The organism is Levilactobacillus sp. HBUAS70063, assembly GCF_038374745.1.
Classification (GTDB): Bacteria; Bacillota; Bacilli; order Lactobacillales; family Lactobacillaceae; genus Levilactobacillus.
In genome coordinates this window covers 32730-58130 of record NZ_JBANSM010000006.1, presented here as the reverse complement: position 1 = coordinate 58130, position 25401 = coordinate 32730, and the positions used below count along the sequence as shown (strand labels likewise).

The 25401-nt window shown below is 52.8% G+C and carries 23 protein-coding genes and 1 tRNA gene; 16 read left to right on the top strand and 8 right to left on the bottom strand.

Annotated elements, in window-relative coordinates; all coding sequences use genetic code 11:
* Window positions 1-63: 63 nt before the first annotated feature.
* From V8I28_RS09835 to gntK, 3 genes are all read right to left on the bottom strand, one after another.
* Window positions 64-1338: an APC family permease gene (locus V8I28_RS09835; RefSeq protein WP_445928207.1), complete on the bottom strand. Its 1275-nt coding sequence runs from the start codon at window positions 1336-1338 to the stop codon at window positions 64-66.
* Between the two features lie 583 nt (window positions 1339-1921).
* Window positions 1922-3280, bottom strand: coding sequence for a gluconate:H+ symporter (locus V8I28_RS09830; protein ID WP_341779949.1), 1359 nt, complete (start codon window positions 3278-3280; stop codon window positions 1922-1924).
* Between the two features lie 166 nt (window positions 3281-3446).
* The gene (gene gntK, locus V8I28_RS09825) at window positions 3447-4997 is read right to left on the bottom strand and encodes a gluconokinase (protein WP_341779948.1); all 1551 of its coding nucleotides are present in this window, start codon (window positions 4995-4997) and stop codon (window positions 3447-3449) included.
* Between the two features lie 304 nt (window positions 4998-5301).
* Here gntK and V8I28_RS09820 point away from each other — a divergent pair, with 304 nt between their 5' ends.
* Window positions 5302-6114 (top strand): MurR/RpiR family transcriptional regulator, encoded by an 813-nt coding sequence (locus V8I28_RS09820; protein ID WP_341779947.1) that lies wholly within the window; start codon window positions 5302-5304, stop codon window positions 6112-6114.
* A gap of 96 nt (window positions 6115-6210) precedes the next feature.
* Window positions 6211-6972 carry a GH25 family lysozyme gene (locus V8I28_RS09815; protein WP_341779946.1) on the top strand — a complete coding sequence of 254 codons (762 nt, stop codon included), beginning with the start codon at window positions 6211-6213 and terminating at the stop codon, window positions 6970-6972.
* 146 nt (window positions 6973-7118) lie between these two features.
* Here V8I28_RS09815 and V8I28_RS09810 read toward each other — a convergent pair whose 3' ends face one another.
* Window positions 7119-7487 (bottom strand): DUF4828 domain-containing protein, encoded by a 369-nt coding sequence (locus V8I28_RS09810; protein WP_341779945.1) that lies wholly within the window; start codon window positions 7485-7487, stop codon window positions 7119-7121.
* 166 nt (window positions 7488-7653) lie between these two features.
* On the opposite strand from V8I28_RS09810, the gene V8I28_RS09805 reads away from it, so the two are divergent.
* From V8I28_RS09805 to V8I28_RS09795, 3 genes are all read left to right on the top strand, one after another.
* Window positions 7654-8655: a Gfo/Idh/MocA family protein gene (locus V8I28_RS09805; RefSeq protein ID WP_341779944.1), complete on the top strand. Its 1002-nt coding sequence runs from the start codon at window positions 7654-7656 to the stop codon at window positions 8653-8655.
* 14 nt (window positions 8656-8669) lie between these two features.
* Window positions 8670-10013, top strand: coding sequence for a DEAD/DEAH box helicase (locus tag V8I28_RS09800; RefSeq protein ID WP_341779943.1), 1344 nt, complete (start codon window positions 8670-8672; stop codon window positions 10011-10013).
* A 56-nt stretch (window positions 10014-10069) separates the two neighbouring features.
* Window positions 10070-10142, top strand: a tRNA-Arg gene (locus V8I28_RS09795).
* A gap of 208 nt (window positions 10143-10350) precedes the next feature.
* On the opposite strand, the gene V8I28_RS09790 is transcribed toward V8I28_RS09795, so the two are convergent.
* On the bottom strand, window positions 10351-10887 hold the full coding sequence (locus V8I28_RS09790; protein ID WP_341779942.1) for a hypothetical protein: 537 nt from the start codon (window positions 10885-10887) through the stop codon (window positions 10351-10353).
* Window positions 10888-11205: 318 nt separating this feature from the next.
* On the opposite strand from V8I28_RS09790, the gene V8I28_RS09785 reads away from it, so the two are divergent.
* From V8I28_RS09785 to V8I28_RS09775, 3 genes are all read left to right on the top strand, one after another.
* Window positions 11206-11430 (top strand): hypothetical protein, encoded by a 225-nt coding sequence (locus V8I28_RS09785; RefSeq protein WP_341779941.1) that lies wholly within the window; start codon window positions 11206-11208, stop codon window positions 11428-11430.
* 125 nt (window positions 11431-11555) lie between these two features.
* Entirely contained in the window at window positions 11556-12008 is a 453-nt protein-coding gene (locus tag V8I28_RS09780) for a universal stress protein (RefSeq protein ID WP_233670355.1), read from the top strand.
* 164 nt (window positions 12009-12172) lie between these two features.
* Complete coding sequence (locus tag V8I28_RS09775; protein ID WP_341779940.1) at window positions 12173-13528, top strand: gluconate:H+ symporter; 1356 nt, start codon at window positions 12173-12175, stop codon at window positions 13526-13528.
* A gap of 719 nt (window positions 13529-14247) precedes the next feature.
* Here V8I28_RS09775 and V8I28_RS09770 read toward each other — a convergent pair.
* Window positions 14248-15189: a glycosyltransferase family 2 protein gene (locus tag V8I28_RS09770; protein WP_341779939.1), complete on the bottom strand. Its 942-nt coding sequence runs from the start codon at window positions 15187-15189 to the stop codon at window positions 14248-14250.
* 504 nt (window positions 15190-15693) lie between these two features.
* Here V8I28_RS09770 and wecB point away from each other — a divergent pair.
* The 3 genes from wecB to V8I28_RS09755 are packed head-to-tail and all read left to right on the top strand — an operon-like array spanning window position 15694 to window position 18607.
* Window positions 15694-16827: a non-hydrolyzing UDP-N-acetylglucosamine 2-epimerase gene (gene wecB / locus V8I28_RS09765; protein ID WP_341779938.1), complete on the top strand. Its 1134-nt coding sequence runs from the start codon at window positions 15694-15696 to the stop codon at window positions 16825-16827.
* A complete protein-coding gene (locus tag V8I28_RS09760) occupies window positions 16820-17671 on the top strand; it encodes a nuclease-related domain-containing protein (RefSeq protein WP_341779937.1) in 852 nt (283 codons plus the stop codon). Before wecB ends, V8I28_RS09760 begins: the two co-directional genes overlap by 8 nt.
* Window positions 17672-17695: 24 nt before the next feature.
* Window positions 17696-18607, top strand: a complete 912-nt coding sequence (locus V8I28_RS09755) for a YihY/virulence factor BrkB family protein (RefSeq protein ID WP_341779936.1) — start codon at window positions 17696-17698, stop codon at window positions 18605-18607.
* 662 nt (window positions 18608-19269) lie between these two features.
* On the opposite strand, the gene V8I28_RS09750 is transcribed toward V8I28_RS09755, so the two are convergent.
* Window positions 19270-19719, bottom strand: a complete 450-nt coding sequence (locus tag V8I28_RS09750; protein WP_341779935.1) for a flavodoxin — start codon at window positions 19717-19719, stop codon at window positions 19270-19272.
* A 195-nt stretch (window positions 19720-19914) separates the two neighbouring features.
* On the opposite strand from V8I28_RS09750, the gene recX reads away from it, so the two are divergent.
* Together recX and V8I28_RS09740 are read left to right on the top strand one after the other, a co-directional pair.
* Window positions 19915-20715, top strand: coding sequence for a recombination regulator RecX (recX, locus tag V8I28_RS09745; RefSeq protein WP_341779934.1), 801 nt, complete (start codon window positions 19915-19917; stop codon window positions 20713-20715).
* Window positions 20716-20750: 35 nt separating this feature from the next.
* A complete protein-coding gene (locus V8I28_RS09740) occupies window positions 20751-21932 on the top strand; it encodes a serine hydrolase domain-containing protein (RefSeq protein ID WP_341779933.1) in 1182 nt (393 codons plus the stop codon).
* Between the two features lie 614 nt (window positions 21933-22546).
* Here the strand turns inward: V8I28_RS09740 and V8I28_RS09735 are convergent.
* Complete coding sequence (locus tag V8I28_RS09735) at window positions 22547-22792, bottom strand: YdeI/OmpD-associated family protein (RefSeq protein WP_341779932.1); 246 nt, start codon at window positions 22790-22792, stop codon at window positions 22547-22549.
* Between the two features lie 168 nt (window positions 22793-22960).
* On the opposite strand from V8I28_RS09735, the gene ntdP reads away from it, so the two are divergent.
* The 3 genes from ntdP to tagD all read left to right on the top strand — a co-directional run bounded on the left by ntdP (window position 22961) and on the right by tagD (window position 25376).
* Window positions 22961-23512 carry a nucleoside tri-diphosphate phosphatase gene (ntdP, locus tag V8I28_RS09730; protein WP_020089703.1) on the top strand — a complete coding sequence of 184 codons (552 nt, stop codon included), beginning with the start codon at window positions 22961-22963 and terminating at the stop codon, window positions 23510-23512.
* 107 nt (window positions 23513-23619) lie between these two features.
* Window positions 23620-24732, top strand: coding sequence for an AI-2E family transporter (locus V8I28_RS09725; RefSeq protein WP_341779931.1), 1113 nt, complete (start codon window positions 23620-23622; stop codon window positions 24730-24732).
* Window positions 24733-24956: 224 nt separating this feature from the next.
* Window positions 24957-25376, top strand: coding sequence for a glycerol-3-phosphate cytidylyltransferase (gene tagD / locus V8I28_RS09720; RefSeq protein WP_341779930.1), 420 nt, complete (start codon window positions 24957-24959; stop codon window positions 25374-25376).
* The last annotated feature ends 25 nt before the right edge of the window (window positions 25377-25401 follow it).

The following is a 25401-nucleotide window of genomic DNA, read 5'->3' as shown; positions in this document are numbered from 1 at the left end:
CGGCCCTCATGATAACCAAAAGGCCGCCAGCCGGACTATCCGGCTGACGACCTTGGCAATGCTTTAGTTCGTGCGGTTCTGACGCCGCCGTTGATGGATAAAGTAAATCGGTAAACCTACCAGCGTTAGGGCCAATCCTGTGACGGCTAAGCCGATCTCTGTGACCAGGGTGGTGACGACGATGAAGATTCCGCCGACCAGCGCGATAAGGGGCACCAGTGGAAAGCCAGGAACCTTGTAAGGCCGGACCAATTCCGGTTCACGTTTTCGCAGGACGAAGATGGCGATGAAGATGAGGCAGTTGAACAGCCACATGACGAAGACCAACATGTCGGTCAGAATGTCGAAACTGCCCATGAGCATCATGATCAGGGCAATCACGAACTGGACGATGCCGGCGAAATACGGCACGTAGGTTCGCCGAGACAGTCGGCCGAAGTATTTAGACAGGGGGAGGCTATCCTCGGTGGCCAACGCGTAAGGCACCCGCATCCCGGTCATGGTATAGCCGTTGATGGCACCGTAGACGGAGATAAGAATCCCAATGGTTACCAGCTTACCACCGAACTGACCAAAGAGTTTCATGGCCGCATCGGCCGCGGCGTTTTGGTTACCGGCGATTAGGTCGATGGGGAGCGTCCGCAAGAAGACCAGGTTAATCAGGGTGTAGACCACCGTGATCAGGGCCAGGCCTAAGACAATAGCGCGAGGGAGGTCTCGTTCCGGGTGCTTCATCTCACCGGCGATATTTCCGATGTTAATCCAGCCGTCGTAGGCAAACATGGTTGCCAGTAGGCTGGAGGCGAAGGCGCTACCGAAACTCAGGTGGTCACCGGTTGCGATGGGCCAGAACTGAATGGTCGTGTGTGCCGGGGCGAAGAGCCCGAAGACCACGATGACGGCGATGGGAATCAGCTTAAAGATTAAGGCGATCGACTGAACGCGCCCACCGACCCGGGCGCCAAGGAAGTTGAGTCCGGTAATGCTTAGACCACAGATAATGGCGATGGGTAATTTCCATGCGTTATCGAGGTGGAATAAATTCACGAATTGAACGCCGAAGATGATGGACAGCGCGGCGATATTAGCCGGGTAATAGACCAGCATCTGGGCCCAACCCATGAGGAAGCCCACGGGTTTGCCATAGGTGTACTCGAGGTAGCGCATGGCGCCCCCGGTGCGGGGGATGGCCGCAGCGAGTTCTGCGCTGGTCAGACCGGCACAGATGGTCAGGAAGCCACCCAAGACCCAGGCGACCAGGGTCATGTTAGCGGAGTGGTTGGCGGCCACCACGCTAGCGGTTTTGAAGAAGACCCCACCACCAATAACGGTTCCCATGACGGTGGCGAGGGCGGTAAACGTGCCGATTTCACGGCGTAACTCCTTTGCCAAAGTAAAGACTCCTTTTTCTCTCAAATGCTTAGATTTAACCATTATAGCACGGAACCCGTTGATTCGTACGGGTTTTGGGCAGAGAATTTTGGGGAGTCGAGGGTGACCGGGCGATGCTAAGGGCTGAACGTGCCGGTAGGAGCGAGGCTGATTGGCGTCTTAGGAGAAATTGTCAAGCGGTCAAGGATGGGGGTGACGTCGCTAGCGGTCGGCGATGGTCAGGGCTAAGACCAGTCACGTGAGGGGGCGGGAGCGCAACAACGGCGGACTTTCAATCTGCGTGGAAAGGGGGTAAGGGTCGTATGCCAGGTTATGGTCGATTTAGCAATCTATGTCACCCCATGAATTAATTTATAAGGCCGATTACGACCGATTTTCCGTCGATACGGGGCCTTAAAATTAATTAAATCGTGTCATGCCGGTTTGGACGAAAATAAAAATAGTTGGCAACTTAATCATACTAGTTACCAACTATTTTCGAATATAGATGTGAGCCTATGCGATTATTTTTTCTAGTGTGCTGGGGGGACTAGTGGAAGGCCATGTTCAGTAGCAGGACAATCAACAGCCCCACGACGGAAATCACGGTTTCCAACACGGTCCAGATACTCAGCGTTTGTTTCACGGTCAAATCGAAGTATTCTCGGAACATCCAGAACCCGGCATCGTTCACGTGAGAGGCGGCCAGCGACCCGGCCCCAATGGCGAGCACCATCAAGGCGGGGTCCACGCCGGCTTGGGCCATCAGTGGCGCCACTATCCCGGCGGCGGTCAAGGCAGCCACGGTCGCGGACCCGAGGGCCACCCGCAGAACCACGGCGACCAACCATCCCAGAATCAGTGGGGACATGTTGGAGTCGATGAAGATCTTGGCGACTTCCTTACCGACACCCCCATCGATCAGGACTTGCTTGAAGGCGCCACCACCCCCGATAACCAGGAGCAGCATGGCAATGGACTTCACGGCGTTTTCAATCGAGGCCATGATCTCGGAGGTCTTACGCTTCCGGCCCCAGCCCATGGTGAACATCGCCACCATCAGCGAGATCAGCATGGCGATGGCCGGGTCCCCAATCAGGGCCACGATCTGGTCGAGCATCGAAGCATTCTTGGTCGGCGTTGCACCGCCATCGACCGTCATCTTGTAGATGGTCGTGATGGCCATCAGAATAACGGGGAATAGCGACGTCAGAACGGACAGACCGAAGCTTGGTGATTCGGACGGCTTGAACGTTTTAACTTCACCCAGAGACGACAGATTACCCTTACGCTCGAAGGCGGCCGGCGCGTACCGCTGGGCCAGCTTGGTAAACATGGGCCCGGCGACGATCGCACACGGAATCGCGACGACTAACCCGAACAACAGGACCTTCCCATCATTGGCATTTAAAATCGCCGCGATGGCCACGGGTGCCGGGTGAGGGGGCAGAAAGCCGTGGGTGACGGACAGTGCGGCTGCCATGGAAATCCCCAAGTAAAGAATGGGCACGTCAGCCTCAATAGCAATGGCAAAGACGATTGGGATCAGCAGAACCATCCCAACTTCGAAGAAGAGCGCGATGCCCAGAATAAATGAAGCGAGCATGATGGCCATTTGCAGGCGTTTCTTCCCGAATTTATCGATTAATGTGGTCGCAATAACGTAGGCCCCACCGGCGTCGGCAACTAACCGACCCAGCATGGCACCAAATCCAAAGACCAGAGAGAGTTCGCCCAATTGGCTCCCAATTCCAGCCTCAACGGTCGTGGCAATTTTGGTAAGATCCATCCCCAGTAGAATCGCGGTGAGGACGGAGGTTAAGATCAGGGAGACGAAAGTATTGATTTTAAACTTGATGATCAAAACCAATAAAAAAATGACCCCGATGACTAAAGCTATAAGTTCCATAAGGTAAGCCCTTTCATTTTTAGAATTTTGAAAAGCCGATGCATCAGCATCGGCTTCTCACTGTAAGCAAACATTATTGTACCCAATCCGTCTAGAAAAAGCCACCATAACGTTTCATAAATTTATTAATTTGTTAGCTTACTTTCTGAAAACTTAAGGGGCTAACTTATTTCTCTTTGGAAACATTAACATGTGTCCGTTGGTATTCCGCAATGTTCTTGTATTCGGACTGCAATTGCCGACTCAGGCGAATGTAGATGGGAACCAAGGCCCGGTAAGCACTGAAAGTCTCGGGGTTCGGGTGGTGGACGTTCGCCACGCCGATGAAGTTCTTGACCACGTGAAGGTCGTCAACCATGCCTAAGGCGTACATCCCTAGGGTGGCGGCACCTAAGGCCGTTCCTTCAGGACTTTCTGGGATCGTGACGTCTTGTTCAAAGATGTCAGCGAGCATTTGCCGCCAGAGAGCGGACCGGGCGAAACCACCCGTTGCTTGAATGCTGGAAGGCTTGCCGACGACTTCTTCGAGGGCCAACATCACCGTGTAGAGGTTGTAGACAATCCCTTCCAGTGCGGCCCGAACCATGTGTGCCCGGGAGTGGGTCCGGGTCAGACCGAAGAAGGAACCGCGCGCGTTGGCGTCCCAGATTGGGGCCCGTTCGCCGCCCAAGAAGGGGTGGAAGATCAGGCCATCGGAACCGGCCGGAATCTTTTCGGCGATTTCCGTCAAGAGGTCGTAGGAATCCACGTGCATCTGTTCAGCGGTGATCTTTTCTGGGGCAAAGAGTTGGTCACGGACCCAACGGAAGACGATTCCCCCGTTGTTGACTGGTCCACCAACGACCCAGTGATCCTTGGATAGGTAGTAACAGAAGACCCGTCCCTTAGGATCAATCTTTGGCTTGTCGGTGACGACCCGCACGGCACCGGAAGTTCCGATGGTAACGGCTACGACACCGGGGTCAATGGCGTTAACGCCCAAGTTGGCCAGCGGACCATCGGAGGCCCCCATGACAAATGGCGTCTGGGGGTCCATGCCGATGACGCCGGCATAGTCGGCCTTCATGCCCGTGACTTGGTCGGTGGTGTCGACTAGCTTTGGCAGTTGGTCGCGGGTAATCCCGGCAACTTCCAAGGCTTGGTCGTCCCAGTCCATGTTGAAGATGTTGAAGAGTCCCGTGGCGTTAGCGATGGAGTAGTCTTCTTGTAAGACGCCAAATAACTTGTAGATGACGTATTCCTTGATGCCCACGAACCAACGTGCTTGCTTGAACAGGTCAGTCTTTTCGTGGCGTAACCAGATCAGCTTGCTCAGTGGGGTCATAGGATGAATCGGGGTCCCGGTCTTTTCGTAAAGTTGCTTGCCGACACCGTTTTCACGCAGTTCATCCGCGTATTTAACGGCCCGGTTATCCGCCCAGGTGATGGCGCGCGTCAGCGGCTTGTGGTTCTCGTCTAACAGAATCAGGCTGTGCATTGCTGCGGAGAAGGAGACGCCGTGTAGGTCGCCATTCTTCAAGTCGGCCTTCCGTAAAACGGTCGTCAACCCATCGAGAATCGCAGAAAAGATTTCTTCTGGATCTTCTTCGGCCATATCTGGGACGTCCTGGTAGAGAGGGTACAGGTTGTTTGAGTAGCCCTGCATCTTGCCCGCAGTATCGTAGAGAACGGTTTTAACACTGGTCGTCCCAATGTCGACCCCAATCATGTAATCCATAGTGCTCTTCCTTTCGTGGTGCCAAGTTATTAAATGAAAAAAATCATCCTGCTTTGAACGATAACGCATTGACGGTCAGAACGCAACGCTCCCGTCTTCAACCGGCCAAAAAAAGGCGGTCAAGTCACCAATTCGCGGCACGAATGTAAAATTTCCGTCTCGCCTATTATATGAAAAGAAGTTTCACTTTTCAAGCGAAATGTTGTAAAATGTTTACAAAAGGTAATCTTTTAAAAATTGTTGGAAGGGGGCGGCGACTATCGCACGCTCAACCATTGGAAAGATTCGGGGGACGTATGATCAGTTGTCTCGGACGGAGAAAAAGGTGGCCCAGCTGGCCTTGGATAACCCAGCCGTGGTCAGTGAAATGACGATTAAGGAATTGGCCAGTGCTACGGGTGTCTCGACCGCGACCATCTCTCGTTTCGTCAAGCGGATGGACTATGCTAACTATCGGGAATTCACGATGGCTCTGGCTCACACCGCAGCCGAGATGACGCCGCAACAAAATAGCTTCCCGGAATTGGCCGAGGGTGATTCGCTCGCCACGATTGCGAACAAGACCTTTCGTTTTTCGATAAATTCCTTGCGGGCGACTAATGAAGCGCTGAATGAGGACGACCTTGCGCGGGCCGTGATTAAAATTATTAACGCCAAGACGGTGGCCTTCTTTGGCTTAGGAGGTTCGGCGGTGGCGGCGTTGGACGGCTACCATAAGTTCTTGCGGACGCCGTTGAACGTGACCTACCATCCCGACTACGATATTCAATTGATGCAGGCGGCCCGGATGACGGCCCAAGACTGCGCGATTGTGATTTCCCATTCGGGTCGGAACCACGAGACGTTAGAAATTGTTCGTGAATTAAAACGCAATGGCGTGGCGATCATCGTGATCACCAGCTACAGTGGGTCCGAGTTGGCGCAGGCCGCGGCCGTCACTTTCCTGTCCTTAACGGATGAGGTCAAGTATCGGTCGGAGGGGATGTACTCGTTGATTTCACAGATGACGATCCTCGACAGTCTTTTTATGATGACCGTCTTGCGCAGTTCTTCACGTACTAAACCAGTCTTAACCCGGGTCAGAGATGTTATTGAACAGACCCGCTACGATTCATAAGAGTCATGGTATAATAGACGGCAACCCCCTTAGATCGGGGTGCCGCCTATTTTGGGTCAAGCAGGCAAATCCACGTAAGGAGAACGGTGATTAACGGTGAAACGGCGCGACTATCAACCCATATATGATAATACGTTTCGGCGCCGGCACCGTCATCGGCGGTGGCTCCTCATCGTGGCCGTGCTGGTGCTGCTCGTTGGTGGTGGCTGGGGCTGGTTCCAGTGGAATGCCCATCAGCGCGCCCAAGTGGCCAGTTACCCGGTGCGCGGAGTCACGATTAATCAGGATAGTGGCTACCTGGACTTTCAGCAGTTGGCCAAGCACGAGACCTTCGCGTACCTCCAGGCCACCTCGGGAGCGACCTATACCGATGATGATTTTAGCGATAATTATTCGCGGTCCCAGGGGGCGGATATCCAGATTGGGGTGGCCCATACCTTTAGTTTTACAACGTCCGCGCAACGCCAATATCGGCATTTCAGACGGACGGTCAAACGCAATTCGGGAACCTTACCAATCATGGTGGCCGTGAGTTATTATGGGAAATACAATAGTAGCAACTCGGACATGGCGACGCAGGGACAGAAGCTCAAGCGCTTGGTGCGGCTGTTGAATCAGCATTACCATCAGGGCGTGGTGATCTTTGCTAGCCAGTCCGTTCTGACCCAGTTTGTGAAGCCCGTCTTACCCCAGCAGGATTATTGGACGGCGGGGGGGAAGCTGTCGGGGCATACCCAACAGGTCAAGCTGATCGAGTACGATGCCGACGGGACGATTACCCAAAATGGTCAGGACCTGGCCGTTGCCAAGTCGGTGTTTAACGGGAGTCGGCGCGATTGGCACGCGTTTACGAAGTGATCTTGAATGAAGCTTAGATGTGAGGGCTTAATCCGGTGTGGGTTAAGCCTTTTTTGATTGATGTTGCGTAAATAAAAAAGGTCAAGACCAGCGTCTCAACCCGAAAAAACAGGATCTATGAATGAAATGGCTAAATCGTTATCCGCTTAGTCCGAAGAGTCTAGCGGTTTCATGGCATAAGTACAGTCGTCGGCTTCGTCGAAAAAGGAAATTGGTTGACGTTCGTTGGCGTGAATCGTCAGGTGGTAGCCGAACTTATCCTGAAAGGTAAGCTGCGTGTCGTTCAGATTCTTTACGGAAACCTGAAGTGGATGGTTATCGATCTGCACGTCAAGATTAGGACTAATTTCTAACCGGTGACGCCGCTGGTTGTGGGGGTCAACAAACTGCCACGTTCCGACATAAAAGAGTGGCGACTCACTGGGCTGGGGTTTCTTCTTCTTACGTAATGAGAATCCACTAGTTAAACCAGCCATGAGTGAAATGCCAAATAATGCGATCTCCCGACCTTTCACCGGTAATCCCTCCCTTGAATTAGTTGTTACTCTCAATATAACATTTTTGGACAGAAAACACGCAATATTTCCCCCGGATTTGGAAGAAATTTAATTCATTGCTATCTCTTAGGCGACCCGACTGTTAGAATAAAGTTAACGACAGATAATTGATGGAGGGATTGCAATGATTCGCATTGGAACTGTAGGAACGAACTGGATTACGCAGCAATTGGTTGAGGCGGTGGCCTTATCTCACCGTTACACGTTAGCCGGGGTGTTCTCACGGCACGAGGAGACGGCGACGGCCTTCGCCGACAAGAACCACGCGGAAAAAGGCTATACCGATTACGAAACGATGCTCGATCAAGCCAAGTTGGACGTGGTTTACATTGCCTCACCGAACAGCTTACATTTCAAGCAAGCCATGGCGGCCATCGACCGGGACATTTCCATCATCGTGGAGAAACCGGCCTTCAGTAATCGCCGCGAAATGGCCGCGATTATGGCGGAATTAAAGCAACACCCAGCTGTGAAATATTTTGAAGCCGCGCGGCATGTGCACACGCCAAATTTCAAGGCGATTGCCAAGGCCTTAACGGCACTGCCAACGGTTCAAGGCGCGGCGTTGACCTACATGAAGTATTCGTCCCGGTACGACAAGGTTCTGGACGGCGAACAGCCTAACGTGTTCACCAAGGAATTTTCCGGCGGCGCCCTGCAAGACCTGGGCGTTTACCCGTTGTACCTGGCCGTGGCGCTGTTTGGCCAGCCCGAAAATGTGGCGTTTTTCCCAACGATCATTGCCACGGGCGCCGATGGCAAGGGCTTAGCCGTCCTGCGTTACGGTGACTTTGACGTGACCGTGAACTTCGGGAAGACCAGCAACTCCTACGCCTTATCTGAAATTTACGGCTTGAAGGAAACTATCACTATCGACAGCGCCGGGGAATTAACGCACGTGGAAGAACGCGATGCCACCGGCAAAGCCACGGACTTGAGCGCGGCGGAATTGGCTAACCCTATGTTACCGGAAGCCGAGGACTTTGCGCGCATCTTGGAAGACCCAGAGAATGCCCAGAATGCCGCGGATTACCAACGCTGGTTACAGTGGAGCCTGACGGTTAACCAAGTGCTGTACGATCTCCGGGTCTCCGCCAACCTGAAATTCCCAGCCGATCAACACTAGAAAGAGGACAAAACATGTTAAAACAATTCGAGGCTCATTTTAAAGACTTGGGCTACACTGAACCGACCGCAATTCAAACGGCAGTCTATGAGCCGCTAGCGGGAGACCAGAACGTCCTGGGCCTCGCCCCAACGGGTTCCGGCAAGACGGTCGCCTTCACACTGCCGGCCTTGGCCAACCTGCTACCGGGGGATGGCATCCAGCTGATTGTGCTGGAACCTTCCCAGGAGTTGGCGATTCAGACCAGCCGGGTCATGCGTGACTGGGCCAAGCTGCTGGATTTAAAGGTCGTCGCCTTGACCGGTGGGGCCAACGTCAAACGGCAGACGGAGCGCCTGAAGAAGCGGCCGGAAGTGGTCGTGGGGACCCCGGGCCGGGTGCTCAACCTGGTCAGCGACCGCAAGCTTAAACTCCATCTGGTCTCGCTACTGATTGTCGATGAGGCCGATGATCTCTTGACGGGGGATACCCTGGACACGGTCCGGTCGATTGCGCAAAACATGCCGGCCGACGTGCAGCTGGGCTTCTTCTCTGCCACCGATACGCCGATTCTTCACGAACTGGACCAATGGTTTGGTCAGACGGTCAACCGGATTGACGTGCGGCAGGAGGACCAGACCCAAGGAGAAGTCCGCCATGGGCTACTCCAAGTCGGGATGGGCAAACGTGATCAGATGCTCAAACGCCTGCTGGCGATGCCGAATTTCCGGGCGCTGGTCTTCTTCAAGCAAGCCAATACCTTACGGCAGACGGCCACGCGGTTCTACCACGAGCACATGTCCGCGGCCAGCCTGACCAGTGACTTACGGCAGGTTCAACGGGAAAAGGCGTTGCAAGACTTTCGCTTGGGGCGGACGCGGTTACTCCTGACCACGGATGTCGCGGCGCGGGGATTGGATATTCCCAAGCTCCCGGCCGTCATTAACTACGACCTGCCTACCTCGGTGAATGAATACGTTCACCGGGTCGGGCGGACCGGACGGATGGGGGAACCGGGTCAGGTCATCAGCTTAGGCGATGACCACGACCTGCGGGACCTGAAGAAGCTGTTGAAGGATACCGATTACGATCTGGTTCCGCTGTACTTTAGCGGACGGACGTTGACGACGGAAAAGCCCGTCGCGGTGGCAACGCCGCAGGAGGCTCCTGCAGAGAAGGCGACCCCGGCGACTGCAACGGCGGCCGCAGGAAAGACCTCGGCGGCAACGTCACGGGCCACCGGGAACAAGAGTAAGGGGAGCACCGCGCCCGCCCGGCAACAGCAATCCAATCCTGGCAAGAAAAAGAAACATAAGAATCGTCACACCAAGAACAAGGGCATGCGCAAAAAGTGGCGTGACCGCGATGCCCAACAGTAATTAGACTTTTGAAAATAAATAATCCGTGGTAAACTTAATAGCGGATTATTTTTATTGGCCCTATAGCACAACTGGATAGGGCACTCGCCTCCTAAGCGAATGATCCCGGTTCGAGTCCGGGTGGGGCCATTTTAAAAGAGTGCGGTACCAGACGGTTAGTCAGTGAGCATTAACGTTACTAAGTGAAGAATCCCGGGCTTGGATTGTTTGCTTAGTGGCGTTAAGCGGAACTGGCTGTCTGGTACCGCACGTTTCGTCTACATGATAGCAACGACAATCGTCAATCAAAACAAGACGCGCCAGGGCCATTGCCTAGCGCGTCTTGTTTTCGCGTTCACTATTTTTCGTAATTGATGACCCATTTGCCGTTGCTAGCCAGTCGGTACCAGAGGTAGGCCGGCAAGTTCTGGCCACTGTAGTTGTACAGCCAATACTGATTGCGGTAGACGTGGGTCTTGGCTTTTAACATGACCTTGCTGGGTTGGTTAGGTTTAACCGTCGAGATGAGCTTCTTACCGCTGCGCCAAGTGTTGTAGCGGTAGAGGTGGGTATCGTAAGTATTCATGTAGTAATAGGTCTTTTGATAAATAATTTCGTAAACACGTTTGTTGGCCGTCTTCCGGGCGTAGAAGACCTGTCGATTGGAGATGGTTTTGCCGGTGTCCGAGGTTCGGTGCACGGCGTTATCCTTGGTGCGGTACAGTTCCATAAACTCATGGTTACCGTACATAAAGGCGCGGGCAAACGTCTGCCGGGAAAATGAATTGGATGGTGTGACCGAATAATGCCAGGTTTTAGCCGCCGCCTGACCAGGGCTGACTAGCAAGAGTGCGATCGCTGCGGTGAAGAGAAGAACCAACTTTTTAATCATCAAGATCCAGACCTCCCTTGTTTGAGTTAAGCATATCAAATTTTCAGGGGTTTAGCATTATTTTTTTGATATTAAATCCTAATTATCAGTGATCACATGTGGTGGTCCTAACCAGGCGACTTGAAGCGTCACATTCAACGCCGAGAAGCCCCGGATCACGCGGTGTTTGATCGTAAAAGCGCTTTACTTTTAAAAAATTCCGTGCCAAAATGTAAGATAAGTTTAAGCACCAACTAACTGAATTTAATTAAGTGAGTTGTGAAAAAATTCTGTTGCTGTACATATAGGAACAAAAATTATTAAGAGAGCGGGTTATTTAAAATGGGTGTGGGTTACAAACTGTTATTTCGAGCAATTTTTTGGTCGGCGCTGACGTGGTACTTCTGGTTCTTTAGCGGCGCTCAGGCTTCCGGCGGTGTCGGGATTATTCAAATGATCTTTGCTATCTTCTCCACGGTGGCGGCCGCCTTTTACATCATCATGTTCCTTATCGGTTGGATGAAGAGCTGGGGCATGTTCCAAGGCAAGTCGAAGAAAAAAGAATAGGTCCGTCGGAGGCGCGATGCTTTCCCGGTCGCTTCAAACGGTATTGAACGGAAATTTCTCAGAAATTTCGCGTTTGGTACCGTTTTCCTTTATAATGGGGGTAGCAAACAAGAGGAGGATTTTCGATGGAAAATTCAGAATCAATGAATCCTAAGAAATTTAGTCGAATTTTAGTTGGGGTAGACGATTCCCCCGATGCACAGCTGGCGTTCCGCTACGCGATGAATCGGGCCAAGTTTGACGAATGCGAGTTGGTCATCTGTTCCGTTTTGGAATCGGATAACATGAATATTTACCAGGCACTGAGCAAGAATTACGTGCATGGACAACGGGCCGACCTACAAAAACATTTACAACAATATCAAAAATTAGCCGAACGTTTCGGCATCGCTAAGGTCAGCATTATCATTGGCGAAGGTGATCCGGGCGAGACGATTGTGAAGACCATTATTCCCGAAGTTAAGCCGGACCTGTTAGTGATTGGGTCGCTGTCCCAGACCGGGGTGCGGAAGTACTTTGGGAGTCAAGCGGCTTACATGGCAAAATATTCTCCAGTTTCCGTAATGATTGTTCGTTAGGCGTTTTACCGGGCTTTATGGCGTTGCATGTGAAAATTATATACAAGTAAGCCCTTGCATTGGGAAACTTTTTTTCATACAATGGGTTCTATGCAAAAAGATTCTCCCAGCTCGGTTGAGGTGGGAGAATCTGAATCGAGCATAGGAAAAGAGAGAAAATTAGCATGCAGTTCGTCGTTTTGATTTTAGGTATTTTACTTTTACTCTTTTTGATCATTCGGGTAAAGTTAAACACCTTTGTTTCACTGATCGTGACCTCAGTGCTGGTAGCGCTAGGGCTGGGGATGAACCCCGCCAATATCGCGACCTCGATTAAAGACGGAATCGGTAGCTCCATGGGCGAACTGATTATCGTCTTTGGTTTCGGGGCGATGATTGGCCGGTTGGTTGCCGATGCCGGGGGTTCGTACCGAATCGCCCGGACGTTAATCAACTTATTCGGGAAGAAACGCCTTCAGATTGCCATCGTGGTGGCGTCCTTCCTCATCGGGATTTCCTTACTGTTTGAAGTGGGGTTAGTTCTGGTAACGCCAATCGTCTTCGCCGTTGCGCTGGAAGCCGAAGTGCCATTCCTCTATCTGGGGATTTCAATGGCGGCCGCACTGTCGGCCACGCAAGGCTTCTTGCCACCACAACCGTCTCCTACGGCCGTTGCCACGGTCTTGGGCGCTAACATCGGGGAAATGTTGTTAGTCGGGATCATCGTGGCCATTCCGTGTGTGATCGTGGCCGGTCCTATCTGGACGCGCGTGATTCGCCGGTTCAACCCAGACTTATTCGTGATCAAACGTTCTTTACCAGCCTTCGGGGAAGTTAAGGAATTTGATTTGAAGGAAACGCCTGGTTTTGGCTTGTCCGTCTTGACGTCACTGTTCCCAGTGGTCTTCATGGCTGCTGCAACGATTTACCAGTTGGCGGTTGATGGTGGGACGACGCCGAAGAATCCGCACGGTTTGGATGCCATCGTGGCGATGCTGGGGAATCCCGTCATTGCCATGGTCATCGCGTTACTATTCGCCATCTGGTCCATGGGTTTCCACCGTCAACGGACGATGAAGGAAATCAGTGCGACCCTGGAAGACGCCATCAAGTCGATCGCCATGTTACTGATGGTTATCGCCGGTGGGTCAGCCTTCAAGGAAGTCCTGATCGATGGTGGGGTTGGTAAGGCCGTGCAACAATTGATGATGCACTCCAAGCTGTCACCCATCCTGTTGGCCTGGTTAATCACCGTCATCTTACGGATCTCTTTGGGTTCCGCAACGGTTGCTGGGATGACCTCCGCCGGGTTGGTCTTACCGCTGATGAACACCTTGAGTGCCGATCCCGTCATGGTGGCCTTGGCCATCGGGGCCGGGTCTTTGGCGGCATCCCACGTGAACGATGCCGGGTTCTGGATGTTCTCAGAATACTTTGACCTGAGTGTTAAGCAGACCTTCCAGGTTTGGACCACGTTGGAAACCGTCATATCGGTGGTCGGACTGGGCATGGTCATGCTCATGAACGTCATTATAAATTAGCTTAAAATCAAGCCGAGTCGCCAATTGTTGGTGGCCCGGTTTTTTTGGACCTAAATTGTAAGAGACAGACCGGCAGTACATTATTTAAAAGGTATAAGTATTCACTTATTCAAGCATACGTTGCGGGCGCTTTTTCACAAATTTAATCGGCTGATCTGGCGCCTTATCGTTCGCCAAATTTGGTCTGGATCGCTGTGGGCAGGACGCGCCGAGCCTGAGGAGCGGTCTCGGCACTCGCTTTGAGCCGAAAAATCACGTCTCAAAGTCGCCATTTTCTCAAGCGAAACGCTTGAGAAAATCCCACGGCTGAGACCAAATTTGGCTCACTCACGGCGACACGGCAGATAACCAACTATTTTGGATGAAAGTTACTCTGCCAGCAAGCGTCGCGCAGATCTTATGATCGTTACCCGTCATATAATCGGAACTTTTGCCAGGCGCAGGTGGCTAGAGACCATTAGTCTAATGTTTTTGAACATTAACAGACGGTAGACGGTAAGGCGACCAGCCAAGTCAGGTTAATATCAAAGCCACTGGCAATTAACGAAAAAAAGAGCCTGAGATAAAAATCTCAGACTCTAGGGCAGCTACTTTAGCCGAAACGTGCACCAAAAGGCAAGTGGTTCCGCTTAAAACCGGTAGCCAGGCAATCCCAACCCGGGATTATCCGGCTATCGGTCTTAATATTCGCCAGCTAATTGCCCTCTGGCGCACTTTGCTTACTTTTCTTCACGAATAATATACTTTGGTCGATGCTTGGTTTCGAGGTAGATCTTACTGATGTACTGTCCCAGAATTCCCAGGCAGAACAACTGAATGCCCCCCACGGCGAGTAGGATGACCACCAGAGATGGCCATCCCGCTACGGCACCACCGACCGTTAATGCGCGGACAATCACGAAGATTAGGGCCACGATAGATGCCAGGAAGGACAGACTGCCCACCCAGGTCGCCAACCGTAACGGCGCATTTGAGAAATCGATGATGCCCTCGATGGAGTAGGCGAAGAGTTGCCGCAGACTCCAGTGCGTAGTTCCGGCGGCTCTGGGCTGGCTCTCGTAGGTCAGATAGGTGGTCTTAAAGCCCACCCAACTGAAGATTCCTTTGGAGAACCGGTTGAATTCGGGCAGTGACAACACCGTATCCACGAATTGCCGGGTCATCAGCCGGTAGTCGCGGGCGTTGGGTTCAATCCGCACGTCCGAAATCCAATTGATGACGCTGTAGAAGCTCCGCGAGAGAAATGCTCGCAGGCGACTTTGGCCGCGGCGTTCTTTTTGAATCGTCCCGACACAGTCGTAATTCCGGTTTTCAATCAAGTCAACCATTTCTGGTAGGAGCTCCGGTGGATCTTGGAGGTCAACGTCCATCACGGCTACCATATCCCCGGTCGTGGCTTGTAACCCCGCGGCGAGCGCTGATTCCTTTCCAAAGTTCCGTGAGAACGACCGATAGTGGACGGTCTCCGGATGTTCCTCATGTAGCTGTTTCATTTCCTCTAAGGTGTGGTCGCTGGACCCATCATCCACGAAGATATACTCCGGTGTTACCGTCGGAGTAGGGGTGTTCATGGCGTTGATCACCTTGCTAACGGTTCGGTAAAATAATGGAATAGACTCCTCCTCGTTATAGCAAGGAACGACCAGACTAAGCTTTTTCATCACAGACATTCCTTTCACACAACGATACCATCTTACCTCAAATATAGGGGGCTTGCCATTAAATTTTCCTTACAGTCAGAAGTCATTTCCGGGTGGCAGCGGCTTCAGCGTCTTGGATCAGGGCGCAGTGGAAACGTTGTGGGCCGCACTCTCGATGGGGGCTTGACCAATTGCGGTTTAAGTCGTCGACTGCGACGACAGTTGTCTGACTAGATACGAAAAAGGTTGTCGTTCGGCGTAAGATCAGGTATGGTTTTCTTTAAACCCCTGTAAATGGTCTGCAAGGATTCTGAGCTTAAGCTTAGCCGAATGCCATTGCAGAAGCCAGTTTAAGGCCTGAGATAGTTAGGACAGCAAGTCTTGTGGGCGAGACACCGATGAGTCGTTGAAGACTGCCGGAAATCGGTGCGGTTCTGGTAAAATTGTTCCCGTTTCAACGTACAAGTCGCCCCGGGTCTGCTATAATTGACCGTAATTGAGTAACATTAACCTGGAGGGAATATCGTGACGAAACCAATTAAAGTAATGACGGTCTTTGGAACCCGTCCGGAGGCCATTAAGATGGCTCCCATCATTTTAGCCATGCAGCAGCGGCCCGCAGAGTTTACCCCGATTACGGTCGTAACGGCCCAACACCGAGAAATGCTCGATCAGGTGCTCGACATCTTCAAGATCACGCCCGACTACGACTTGAACATCATGCGGCCCAAGCAGACGTTAAGCGACATCACCACTCGCGTCTTGACGCAACTGGACGCCGTGCTGAGTGAGGCGAAGCCCGACATCGTGTTGGTTCACGGGGACACCACCACGACCTTTGCGGCCAGCATCAGCGCCTTCTATCATCAGACGTTACTGGGCCACGTTGAGGCCGGATTGCGGACTTGGAACAAGTATTCCCCGTATCCGGAAGAGATGAACCGCCAGCTGACGGACATCCTAAGCGACCTGTACTTTGCGCCCACGGACTTGTCCAAGGAGAATCTTTTGAAACAAGCCCATCCACTGGCTGACATTTACGTCACGGGGAATACCGCGATCGATGCTCTGAAACAGACGGTGAGTGCCGACTATCACCATGCCGTGTTGGATCAGGTTCAGCCGGGCCACCGGTTGATTCTGCTGACGATGCACCGGCGGGAAAATCAAGGGGCACCCATGCACGCCGTCTTTAAGGCCGTGCGGGCCGAAGTTGAGGCACATCCGGACGTTGAGGTCATTTACCCCGTCCACCTGAGCCCCGCCGTACAGACGGTTGCACACGAGGAATTAGGGGGCATGGACCGGATTCATTTGATCGATCCGCTGGACGTTTTGGACTTCCACAACTTGGCGGCCAAGAGTGACTTTATCATGACCGATTCTGGTGGGGTTCAAGAAGAAGCCCCGTCGCTGAACAAGCCGGTCTTGGTCTTGCGGGACACGACGGAACGGCCGGAAGGGGTCACGAATGGCACGCTGAAGCTAGTCGGTACCGACCCCAAGCGCGTGACTGCGGCCATGGAAATGTTACTGACGGACCAGGCGGCGTACGACCGGATGGCCCAAGCGAAGAATCCATACGGGGATGGTCACGCGTCTGAACGGATTCTGGCAGCAATTCAAGCAAAAATTAATGGAGGCAATGTTAATGGGTGAAACGGCGTATGACCGGGCCGAGATCAAAACGACCGAACAGTTATATGAAATTATGCGAGAAATTCACCAGAGCGCCGCGAAGCGTCATGAGCGGTTCGACTATAAAATCCTGCGCAATGTGCATTTTGCCAACAAAGTAAAGAATCCTGTCACGCAAGAGATGAACGAGGGGGATTCATGGCGGGTGATGCAGATTGACAATCTGTTGGTGACCTCATTTGGGGTTATCAACGTGGAGAGTAAGTATTGGCGGGGCATGATCTTCCACGATCTTTCGGAAGAAATCTTCTCCTCCAGTCTGGATGACTTCTCCGGCGTGAACCTCAGCGGCAAGGAAAAAGAAGTGCCCAAGGCGTTAGCCAGTCATCTGGACCGCTTCTTCCTGCCGAATCTGTCGGAGGAAAATGAGTCGCTCACGCAGGGATACACCATGAGTCTGGAACAGGAAGGCCGCGGGCAACGGTCGATTACGTTGCATACGGGGATCAGTAACCCCGCCACGCAGGCCGAATTGTCGTCCAAGCTGCTGGTGCGTTACATCAACAGTGAAATCACCATGCACCGGCAACTGGAAAATAAAAACGACCGGATTATCGACTTTGTGAAGCCGTTGGTTTACTATAATTACTACGACCGTTACAATCACAGTAACTCGTTAGTGGTCGGCAATAAAACCAAATTGAATCCGCACGATGCTTATAATTGTACGGCGGTGGCCAACTATGATGACTTGGCCACGTTTATCGAGACCTTCCGTCAGGCCAAGCGGGTGCGGTTCAGCAGAAAGACCCTGGAAAAGATGATCGGCACCTTGAAATTTGCCGAAGATTACGGGTCATTTTAGGGGAGACGAAAGGGGTCACAACTCGTGTGGAAGAAATGGCGTCCGCATTTAGCGGGGATTAATCGGATTATCCAAACCATCAGTAAGCATTATCAAATGGCGAATGTGTCCGATTCGGCGGCCGTTTTGGCGTACTATACGCTGCTGTCCTTATTTCCGGCACTGTTGGTTCTGGCCAGCCTGTTGCCGTTCTTCCATATTGAGACCAGTACCGTGATGGACGGCATCGAGCCATTCTTGCCCGACAACATCTATGACATCTTGGCGCCAATCATTCACTCGTTTCTAAATAATCGAAACGGAAGCGTGCTGTCCATTGGGGTTATCGTGGCCATTTGGTCATCGTCTCGGGCCGTCGCGGCTTTCCAGCGAACGGTGAATGGGGCGTACGGCGTGGTTCGTAAGCAAAACGCGATTGTCAATCGAGTCATGGCCTTCTTCTGGATGGTGGCGCTGATTGCCTTTCTGTTTTTGATGATGCTGTTTTTCAGTGTGGGCCAAGTGGTTCTGGAACGGTTGACGCCGCTCCTGCAGTTGCCCACCCAGATTCTGTCGTACGTGAATGCCGCCAAGTGGCCGGTAACGTTTATCATGACGTTTCTGCTACTGATGATTCTCTTTTACTTTGTGCCCAGTGTAAAATTAAAATTACGCTACGTCTGGCCGGGTGCGTTGACCGCTACGCTGGGTTGGTTGCTCTTATCCCAGGCCTTTAGCTGGTATCTGAAGTTCTTTGTCCACAATATCGATAGTTATAAAACCATTGGAACTTTTATCGTCCTGATGTTCTGGTTGGACTTCACCGCGCTCATCTTGATGTTTGGCGCGGTCTTGAATGCCGCCATTCAGGACTTAATCGAGGGAACCATTGAGGAGCAGGCCGTCTTCACGTACATCCTGCGTAATCGGCTGAAACGCAATAACCGGGGCAAGTGAGACCTTGTCCAACGAAAAAGCTACGCCTCACCGCCAGAATGGGTGGTGGGACGTAGCTTTTGGTCACAAATAGCTGTACAGCGCCTGTGGTTGTCAGAAGTTCTGGTTCTAGCTGTCGACTACCGTTCGCGCCAGATGGGCTGGATCGCGGTGGGCGGACGTTGCGAGCCAAAGGGCGGTCTCGCAACTCGCTTTGAGCCGGAAAGGCACGTCTCAAAGACGCCATTCCCTAACCGGCAAAGTTCGTGCCGCCAAGGGAATCCCACGGCTGAGCCCAGCTGGCACTTCACTTTCGGCTACGTTAGAGCTGAACCGCAGCGATTGCGTAAACTGACCTAATCAGCTACTGTTCACGCTAACGTTGTATCAGCAGACCGTCTAGTTGATCGCCTCGCCGGAGGAGGTCAGGAGTGGAGCCAGCCGTGTCGATGGTGTTGGCTGACGTTCTTTGTCAGCCTACAGCATGGGACGACTCGGGAGACTTGCGGTCTTGGCAAGGCTTTCGAGCGAGGTGGAAGCCCGCTTCTCAGGCTGGAACCGGCCCCACAGCAGGCGGAACTCCTGACAGCCGCAGGCAATGTCAGATGTTTCAGCCTGTTAGGCGCGAACGGCAGGCGGCCAGTTCGGACAAGGTTGCTTGATCAGCACAAGCCGCTGTGTGGTTAGGCCTGGGCGTGGTGGACCAACTGGGTGGCGAAGGCGTCCAGCTGGGTGATGGCCGCCGCATCCGGCTCGAGGTTAATCTTCACGCTGGGCGCGCCCAACGTCGCGCCCGTTTGCCGGAAGGCCGCTTCGAAGTGATCCACGGTCGTGTTGTAATACTCGCCGTAGAAGGTATCGCCCGAACCGGCGACGCCAAACGTCTTGCCGTGCAGGTCGAGGGCTTGGAGGTCTTCGTAAAAGTCGAGGCCCTCGTCGGGAAGGGATCCCTCATCGTAGGTGTACGCGCAGACCACGCAGATATCGGCCTGTTGAAATTCGGCGGCATCCGTTTGGGAGATTTCCGTCTCGGTGACCTGGCACCCCAGATCCTCTAATTTTTCCGTGACGATGTCGGCCACGTCTTCGTTATTTCCGGTGATGGTGGCAAAAACTACGTGTGCTGTTAGCAAATCACTCACTCCTTAAAATCGTCTTGATTGCCGTTAATTATAGCAGGCCGTGGTGATGGTGACTAGGGAAGGTTCTTCTGGAAAATAGTGGCGACGCGAAAAGATGATTGACTAACTAAGGTGTCACTGGGGTCGTCATCCCCGGGGCAAAACTGTTAAAATAATGACAGATAACGAGAAAAGGATGTGACCTGAATGGCCGTCATTACCATGATTGAGGCGCAAAAGCGCAGTGGCCGCTTTAATATTTACGTTGATGGACACTATGCATTTCCCGTTAGCGATAGCGTTTTGGTCGACTTTCGCCTGTACAAGGGCATGGAGATTGATAAGGACCTCGAAGAACGGCTCACCGCGGCCGATGATGTGGCCAAGGCGTACAATCGCGCGTTGGACTACCTGTCGCATCAGTTGCGAACGGAAAAAGAAGTGACGGATAAGCTCGTGGCATTGGAAATTCCGGAAGAAACGATTGCGCTGACGATGAAAAAGTTGCGGGACTTCTCGCTGGTGGACGATGCCCACTACGCCGCTAGCTACGTCCGCACCATGATGCACACGGGAGATAAGGGTCCCCGGGTGATTCGTCAGCACTTGCGGCAAAAGGGCGTTGGCGAAAAGGTGATTGATGACGCGTTGGTTCTGTACACACCGGCGGATCGGTTGGCCGTGGGGACGGCCGTGGCCGAAAAGCTAGCGAAACGCTACCGGCACGCCTCGACGCGTAATCAGGAACAGAAGATGCGGCAAGGGTTGATGGCACGAGGCTTCGGTGGCGATGAGATCAAGGCGATGCTCGATGCGGTTGATTTGACGCCGGACGAAGACGAGCAGCAGGCCTTATTGGCGAAGCAGGGCGAGAAGTTCCTGCGGCGCTACCATGCGTTGAGTCGCTCGGAACAACAGTATAAAACGAAGCAGGCACTGTATCGTAAGGGATTCAAACTAGATGATATTAGTCAGTGGCTAGCCGATTTAGGGGAATCGGCCGACTAATTCACGTCATCGGATTAGGGTAAGGGGGAGTAACCATGAATTCTAAAGCTTGGGGAACAGTCTTAGCGTTTGTCACCGTCTTGGGGCTCAGTGGTGGTCTGGCTTGGTGGTTCAACGACCAGGCCAAGACGCAAGCGGAGCCTAAGGCCAGCAGTAGTTCGGTGGTTCGGCAGGTCAAGCCGAAGAAGAAGGCTAAGCCGGTCGTCAAAAAGGTCGTGGCGAAGCCGAAGCCGACCGCGGCCACCCGCGAGATTGACGCGGTCCTGCGCGCCAACCGCTTCGTGGGAACGGCGCTAGTGGTCCACAACAACCAGGTCATTTACCAGAAGGGCTGGGGTTACGCGGACGCCGCGGCGCATGTCAAGAATGGACCACACAGCGTTTACCAGTTGGCTTCCGTGCAAAAGTCCTTCACGGCCGGGCTGATCATGCGGTTGGCCAGCGAGGGCAAGTTGAACCTGACGGACCCGTTGTCTAAATACTACCCGACCATTGCGGGGTCCGATCAGATTACCCTCCGCGACATGCTAGACATGAAGAGTGGGTTAACGCTGACGGCCTTTCCGACGAAGGTCCATTCCGAGAAGGGCATGATTAAATTTATTCTGGCCAACGTTATCAGTCGGCCGGACCGCATCGGCAAGTGGGACTACGCGCCGGTCAACTTCATGCTACTATCGGGGATTATCGCCAAGGTCAGCGGGCAAAGTTACCGCCACTACTTCACGACCAACATCACGGATGCTTGGCACCTGAAGCACACCGGGTTTGTCTTTAACATGGACCAGCAAGCCACGTATTCTCGGGGCTATCAAAACGCCAATAACGCCGACGTCACGGCCAACTATGGCGCCTTGTTCGGTGAATCCAAAGAATCCATGTACTATCAATTTGGGACCGGTCAAGTCTACATGTCAGCGCGCGACCTCTACACGGCACAGCGGAACATGCTACAGGGCCAGCTCTATCCACAAAGCGACGTCAACGTACTGTTGGTTCCCGGGTCCTCGTCCATGTACGGTGGGGGGATGTACGTCTATCCCGGCTATATCCGCACCCACGGGCTGGCCTATGGTTACGAGGCCACGACGCTGTTGAGCAAGGACGGTACGGATGGCGTGGTTCTCTTGAGTAACTACTACCGCGTCAACCAGCTGTCCCAGACGCCGGCTATTCAGATTTGGAACTTACTCCAGGCCGGCGAGTTGGGCAAATAAGCGTCATCTGCTGCTTGGCAATATGCCTGCGGCTGTCAGGAGTTCCAGTTCTAGCTGCCGCCTACCGTTCGCGCCAGATGGGCTGGATCGCGGTGGGCGGACGTTGCGAGCCAAAGGGCGGTCTCGCAACTCGCTTTGAGCCGCAAGACCACGTCTCAAAGACGCTATTCCCTAACCGGCGAAGTTCGTGCCGCTAAGGGAATCCCACGGCTGAGCCCATCTGGCGCTTCACTTGCGGCTACGTTAGAGTTGGACCGCCGCGATTGCGTAAACCAGCCTAATCAGCTACTGCGCACGCTATCGTGGTGTGAACAGATCCGTCTGGCTGGCCACCTCGCCGGAGGAGGTCAGGGGTGGAGCCAGCTGTGTCGATGGTGTTGGCTGACGTTCTTTGTCAGCCTACAGCATGGGACGACTCGGGAGACTTGCGAATTCGGCAAGGCTTCTGAGCGAGGTGGAAGCCCGTTTCTCAGGCTGGAATCGGCCCCACAGCAGGCGGAACTCCTGACAGCCGCAGGCGACTGAGTACAATTCAAGTTAATCTAAAAACCAGCAAGCCCGTCAGCGGATGTTCCGTCTGACGGGTTTGCTGGTTTTAACGTTAGGTCCACGGCCTAGGCTTTCGGCCGGCTGCCGTAAGCCCGTTTGGACTTGTAGCCAGCGGCCAGAATCTGGCGCATGTCGGCGATGTGGCGTTCCTTCGTTGCCTCGGCTTTGACGCCGAAAATGTAGCGGGCCCATTCTCGCTGGTAGCCCACCGTCAAATCGTTGAAGAAGGCGGTTAACTGGGCATCGTCGGCCAAAAGTTCGGCCACTTGGGGAATCAGGGGCTCAAAGGTACTGAGTGGTGCTTGGGCCATACGGGGTCACCTCGTTCATAGAATTCTTTTAGTTTACCTTAAATTTACGGGGCACCCAAGGATTTTGTTCAGGAATGTTGCAGGGGCTATTCAATAATAGGGCTGAATCTGGTATAATATTGATTGAATTTTTATAGTTACCCGTTACTTAGAAAGTAGGGTTAAGACATGACGCGCGAAGCTAGAGGACCTAAGGAAGGCGACTTCATTACGATCAAAAGCTACAAGCACGACGGAAGTTTGCATCGAACTTGGCGCGACACGATGGTACTCAAAACAAGCGAAAATGCCCTCATTGGCGTCAATGACCACACGTTGGTCACCGAAGACGATGGGCGGCGGTGGGTGACCCGCGAACCCGCGATCGTTTATTTCCACAAGCATTATTGGTTCAACATTGTTGCAATGATTCGGGATAACGGGGTGTCGTATTACTGTAATCTGGCGTCCCCGTATGTTTTAGATAAAGAAGCGCTCAAATACATTGATTACGATCTGGACGTCAAGGTCTTTCCGGATGGTGAGAAACGCCTACTCGATGTTGACGAATATCAAGATTTTAGTCAACGCTGGCAGTATGGCGAGGAGACCGACCGGATCTTAAAGGCGAACGTCTTGACCCTTGTCGATTGGATTAATCATCACAAAGGCCCTTTTTCTAAAGCCTATGTCGATCTATGGTATCAACGGTATCAGGAGTTATTACGCCGCTCGAATTAGTGCGGTACAGACCTGTAAGAGTTGTCTTCCGTATCACCAGGAGCAAGTCATTCGTGGCTCGCTCCTTTTTTTAAAAAACGAAGCACGCTGACGAAAGGGGCTTGCCCATGAAATGGTTTGCAAATTCCCGGCTGATGTTTTGGTCCGTGGAACTGTTGATTGTTGCCGCGTTAATCTGGGTTTGTACGCAGATTAGCTTTCTGTTTTCGCCAATCGGAATTTTTCTCTCGACGATCTTTGCGCCGCTGCTGATTTCGGGCATTTTATTCTACTTACTTAATCCGGTGGTGAAGCTGCTGGAAAAGGTCCGCTGGAAGAAATTCCATATCAATCGGACCGGGGCGGTGGCCCTGGTGTTCTTATTACTGGTCCTCGTGCTGGTGGCCGGGGCGATGTGGGTGATTCCGCGGCTGGTGACCCAGGTGACCACGCTGGTCGGCAATATTCCGGATTTTGCCAAATCCAGTGAGGCCGTCTTAAGAAAGCTGATCGACCATCCTCTATTAAAGGAGATCGACTTTTCTAAATACTTAACGCAGCTGCAGACAGCCCTGTCAAAGTACGCGCAGAGCTTTATGAGTGGGCTGACGACCGGCATCGGCAGCATCATCGGCACGGTGACCACGGTCACGGTGACGGCCGTGACGGTGCCCGTCATGCTGTTCTACATGCTTAAGGATGGCGACAAGTTCATGCCGGCCATTCGGCGCTGGTTGCCTAGCAAGCACGGCGAGCAGACGGCGGAACTATTGGGGCGGATGAACAACACGATTGCCCGGTACGTGGGCGGTCAAATTGTCGAGTGCCTCTTCGTCGGGAGTTTTACGGCGATTGGCTACTTCTTCGTCGGCGAGAAATACGCGCTGCTGCTGGGCTTTTTCGCCGGCATCTGTAATCTGATTCCGTACGTCGGTCCGTACATTGGGATTCTGCCGGCGCTGATCGTGGCTTTTGCCACCAGCACGAGCCTGATTATCTACGTGATCATCGTGGTGGTTGTGGTCCAGCAGATCGACGGCAACCTGGTTTATCCCAACATCATCGGCAAGAGCCTCCAGATTCATCCGTTAACGATTATCATTATTTTATTGGCGGCCGGCAATATCGCCGGGCTGCTGGGGATGATTCTGGCCATTCCGCTGTACGCCGTGGTGAAGACGGTGGTGCAGTACCTCTACAGCATCTGGCAACTGGAACACGCCGAAAAGAAGTCGCTGTGAGGGCGGGGTTTGTAAGGTGAAATGGTGGAACTACGGTAGAAACCGAATTCATCCCTGACCAGCCGGAAAGGTTGCCCGGAAATTCTCAAGAAATCACTAACGTTTGTGGTTTGAAGTTGACGTGGCCGCTCAATATGCTACTATTTAGATTGTTATTGGATTTTTAAAATTGACCCCCGGGTGCAGTCTCGGGGGAATTAACCAGATAAAGTAGGAGATTCTACATGAAAAAAGTAATTACTTATGGGACGTTCGACCTGATACATAAGGGTCACATTCGGTTGTTAAAACGGGCCGCAGCCTTGGGTGACGATCTCACGGTTTGTGTGTCTTCCGACGAATTCAACGCGGAGAAGGGCAAGCGGGCCTACACGTCTTATGAAGACCGGAAATACATCCTGGAAGCCATCAAGTACGTGGACCACGTGATTCCCGAAACGACTTGGGACCAAAAGATTCGCGACGTTCAGGAAAACAACATTGATGTTTTTGTAATGGGTGATGACTGGAAAGGGAAGTTTGACTTCTTGAAGGATTACTGTGAAGTCATTTACTTACCCCGGACGGAAGGCATTTCCACGACTAAAATCAAGCATGACCTTGGTCTTTCCGATGAAAAGACTTGGAAGGAAGACGCGAAGTAGTGCTGGCAATGAAATCCTTAGTCGC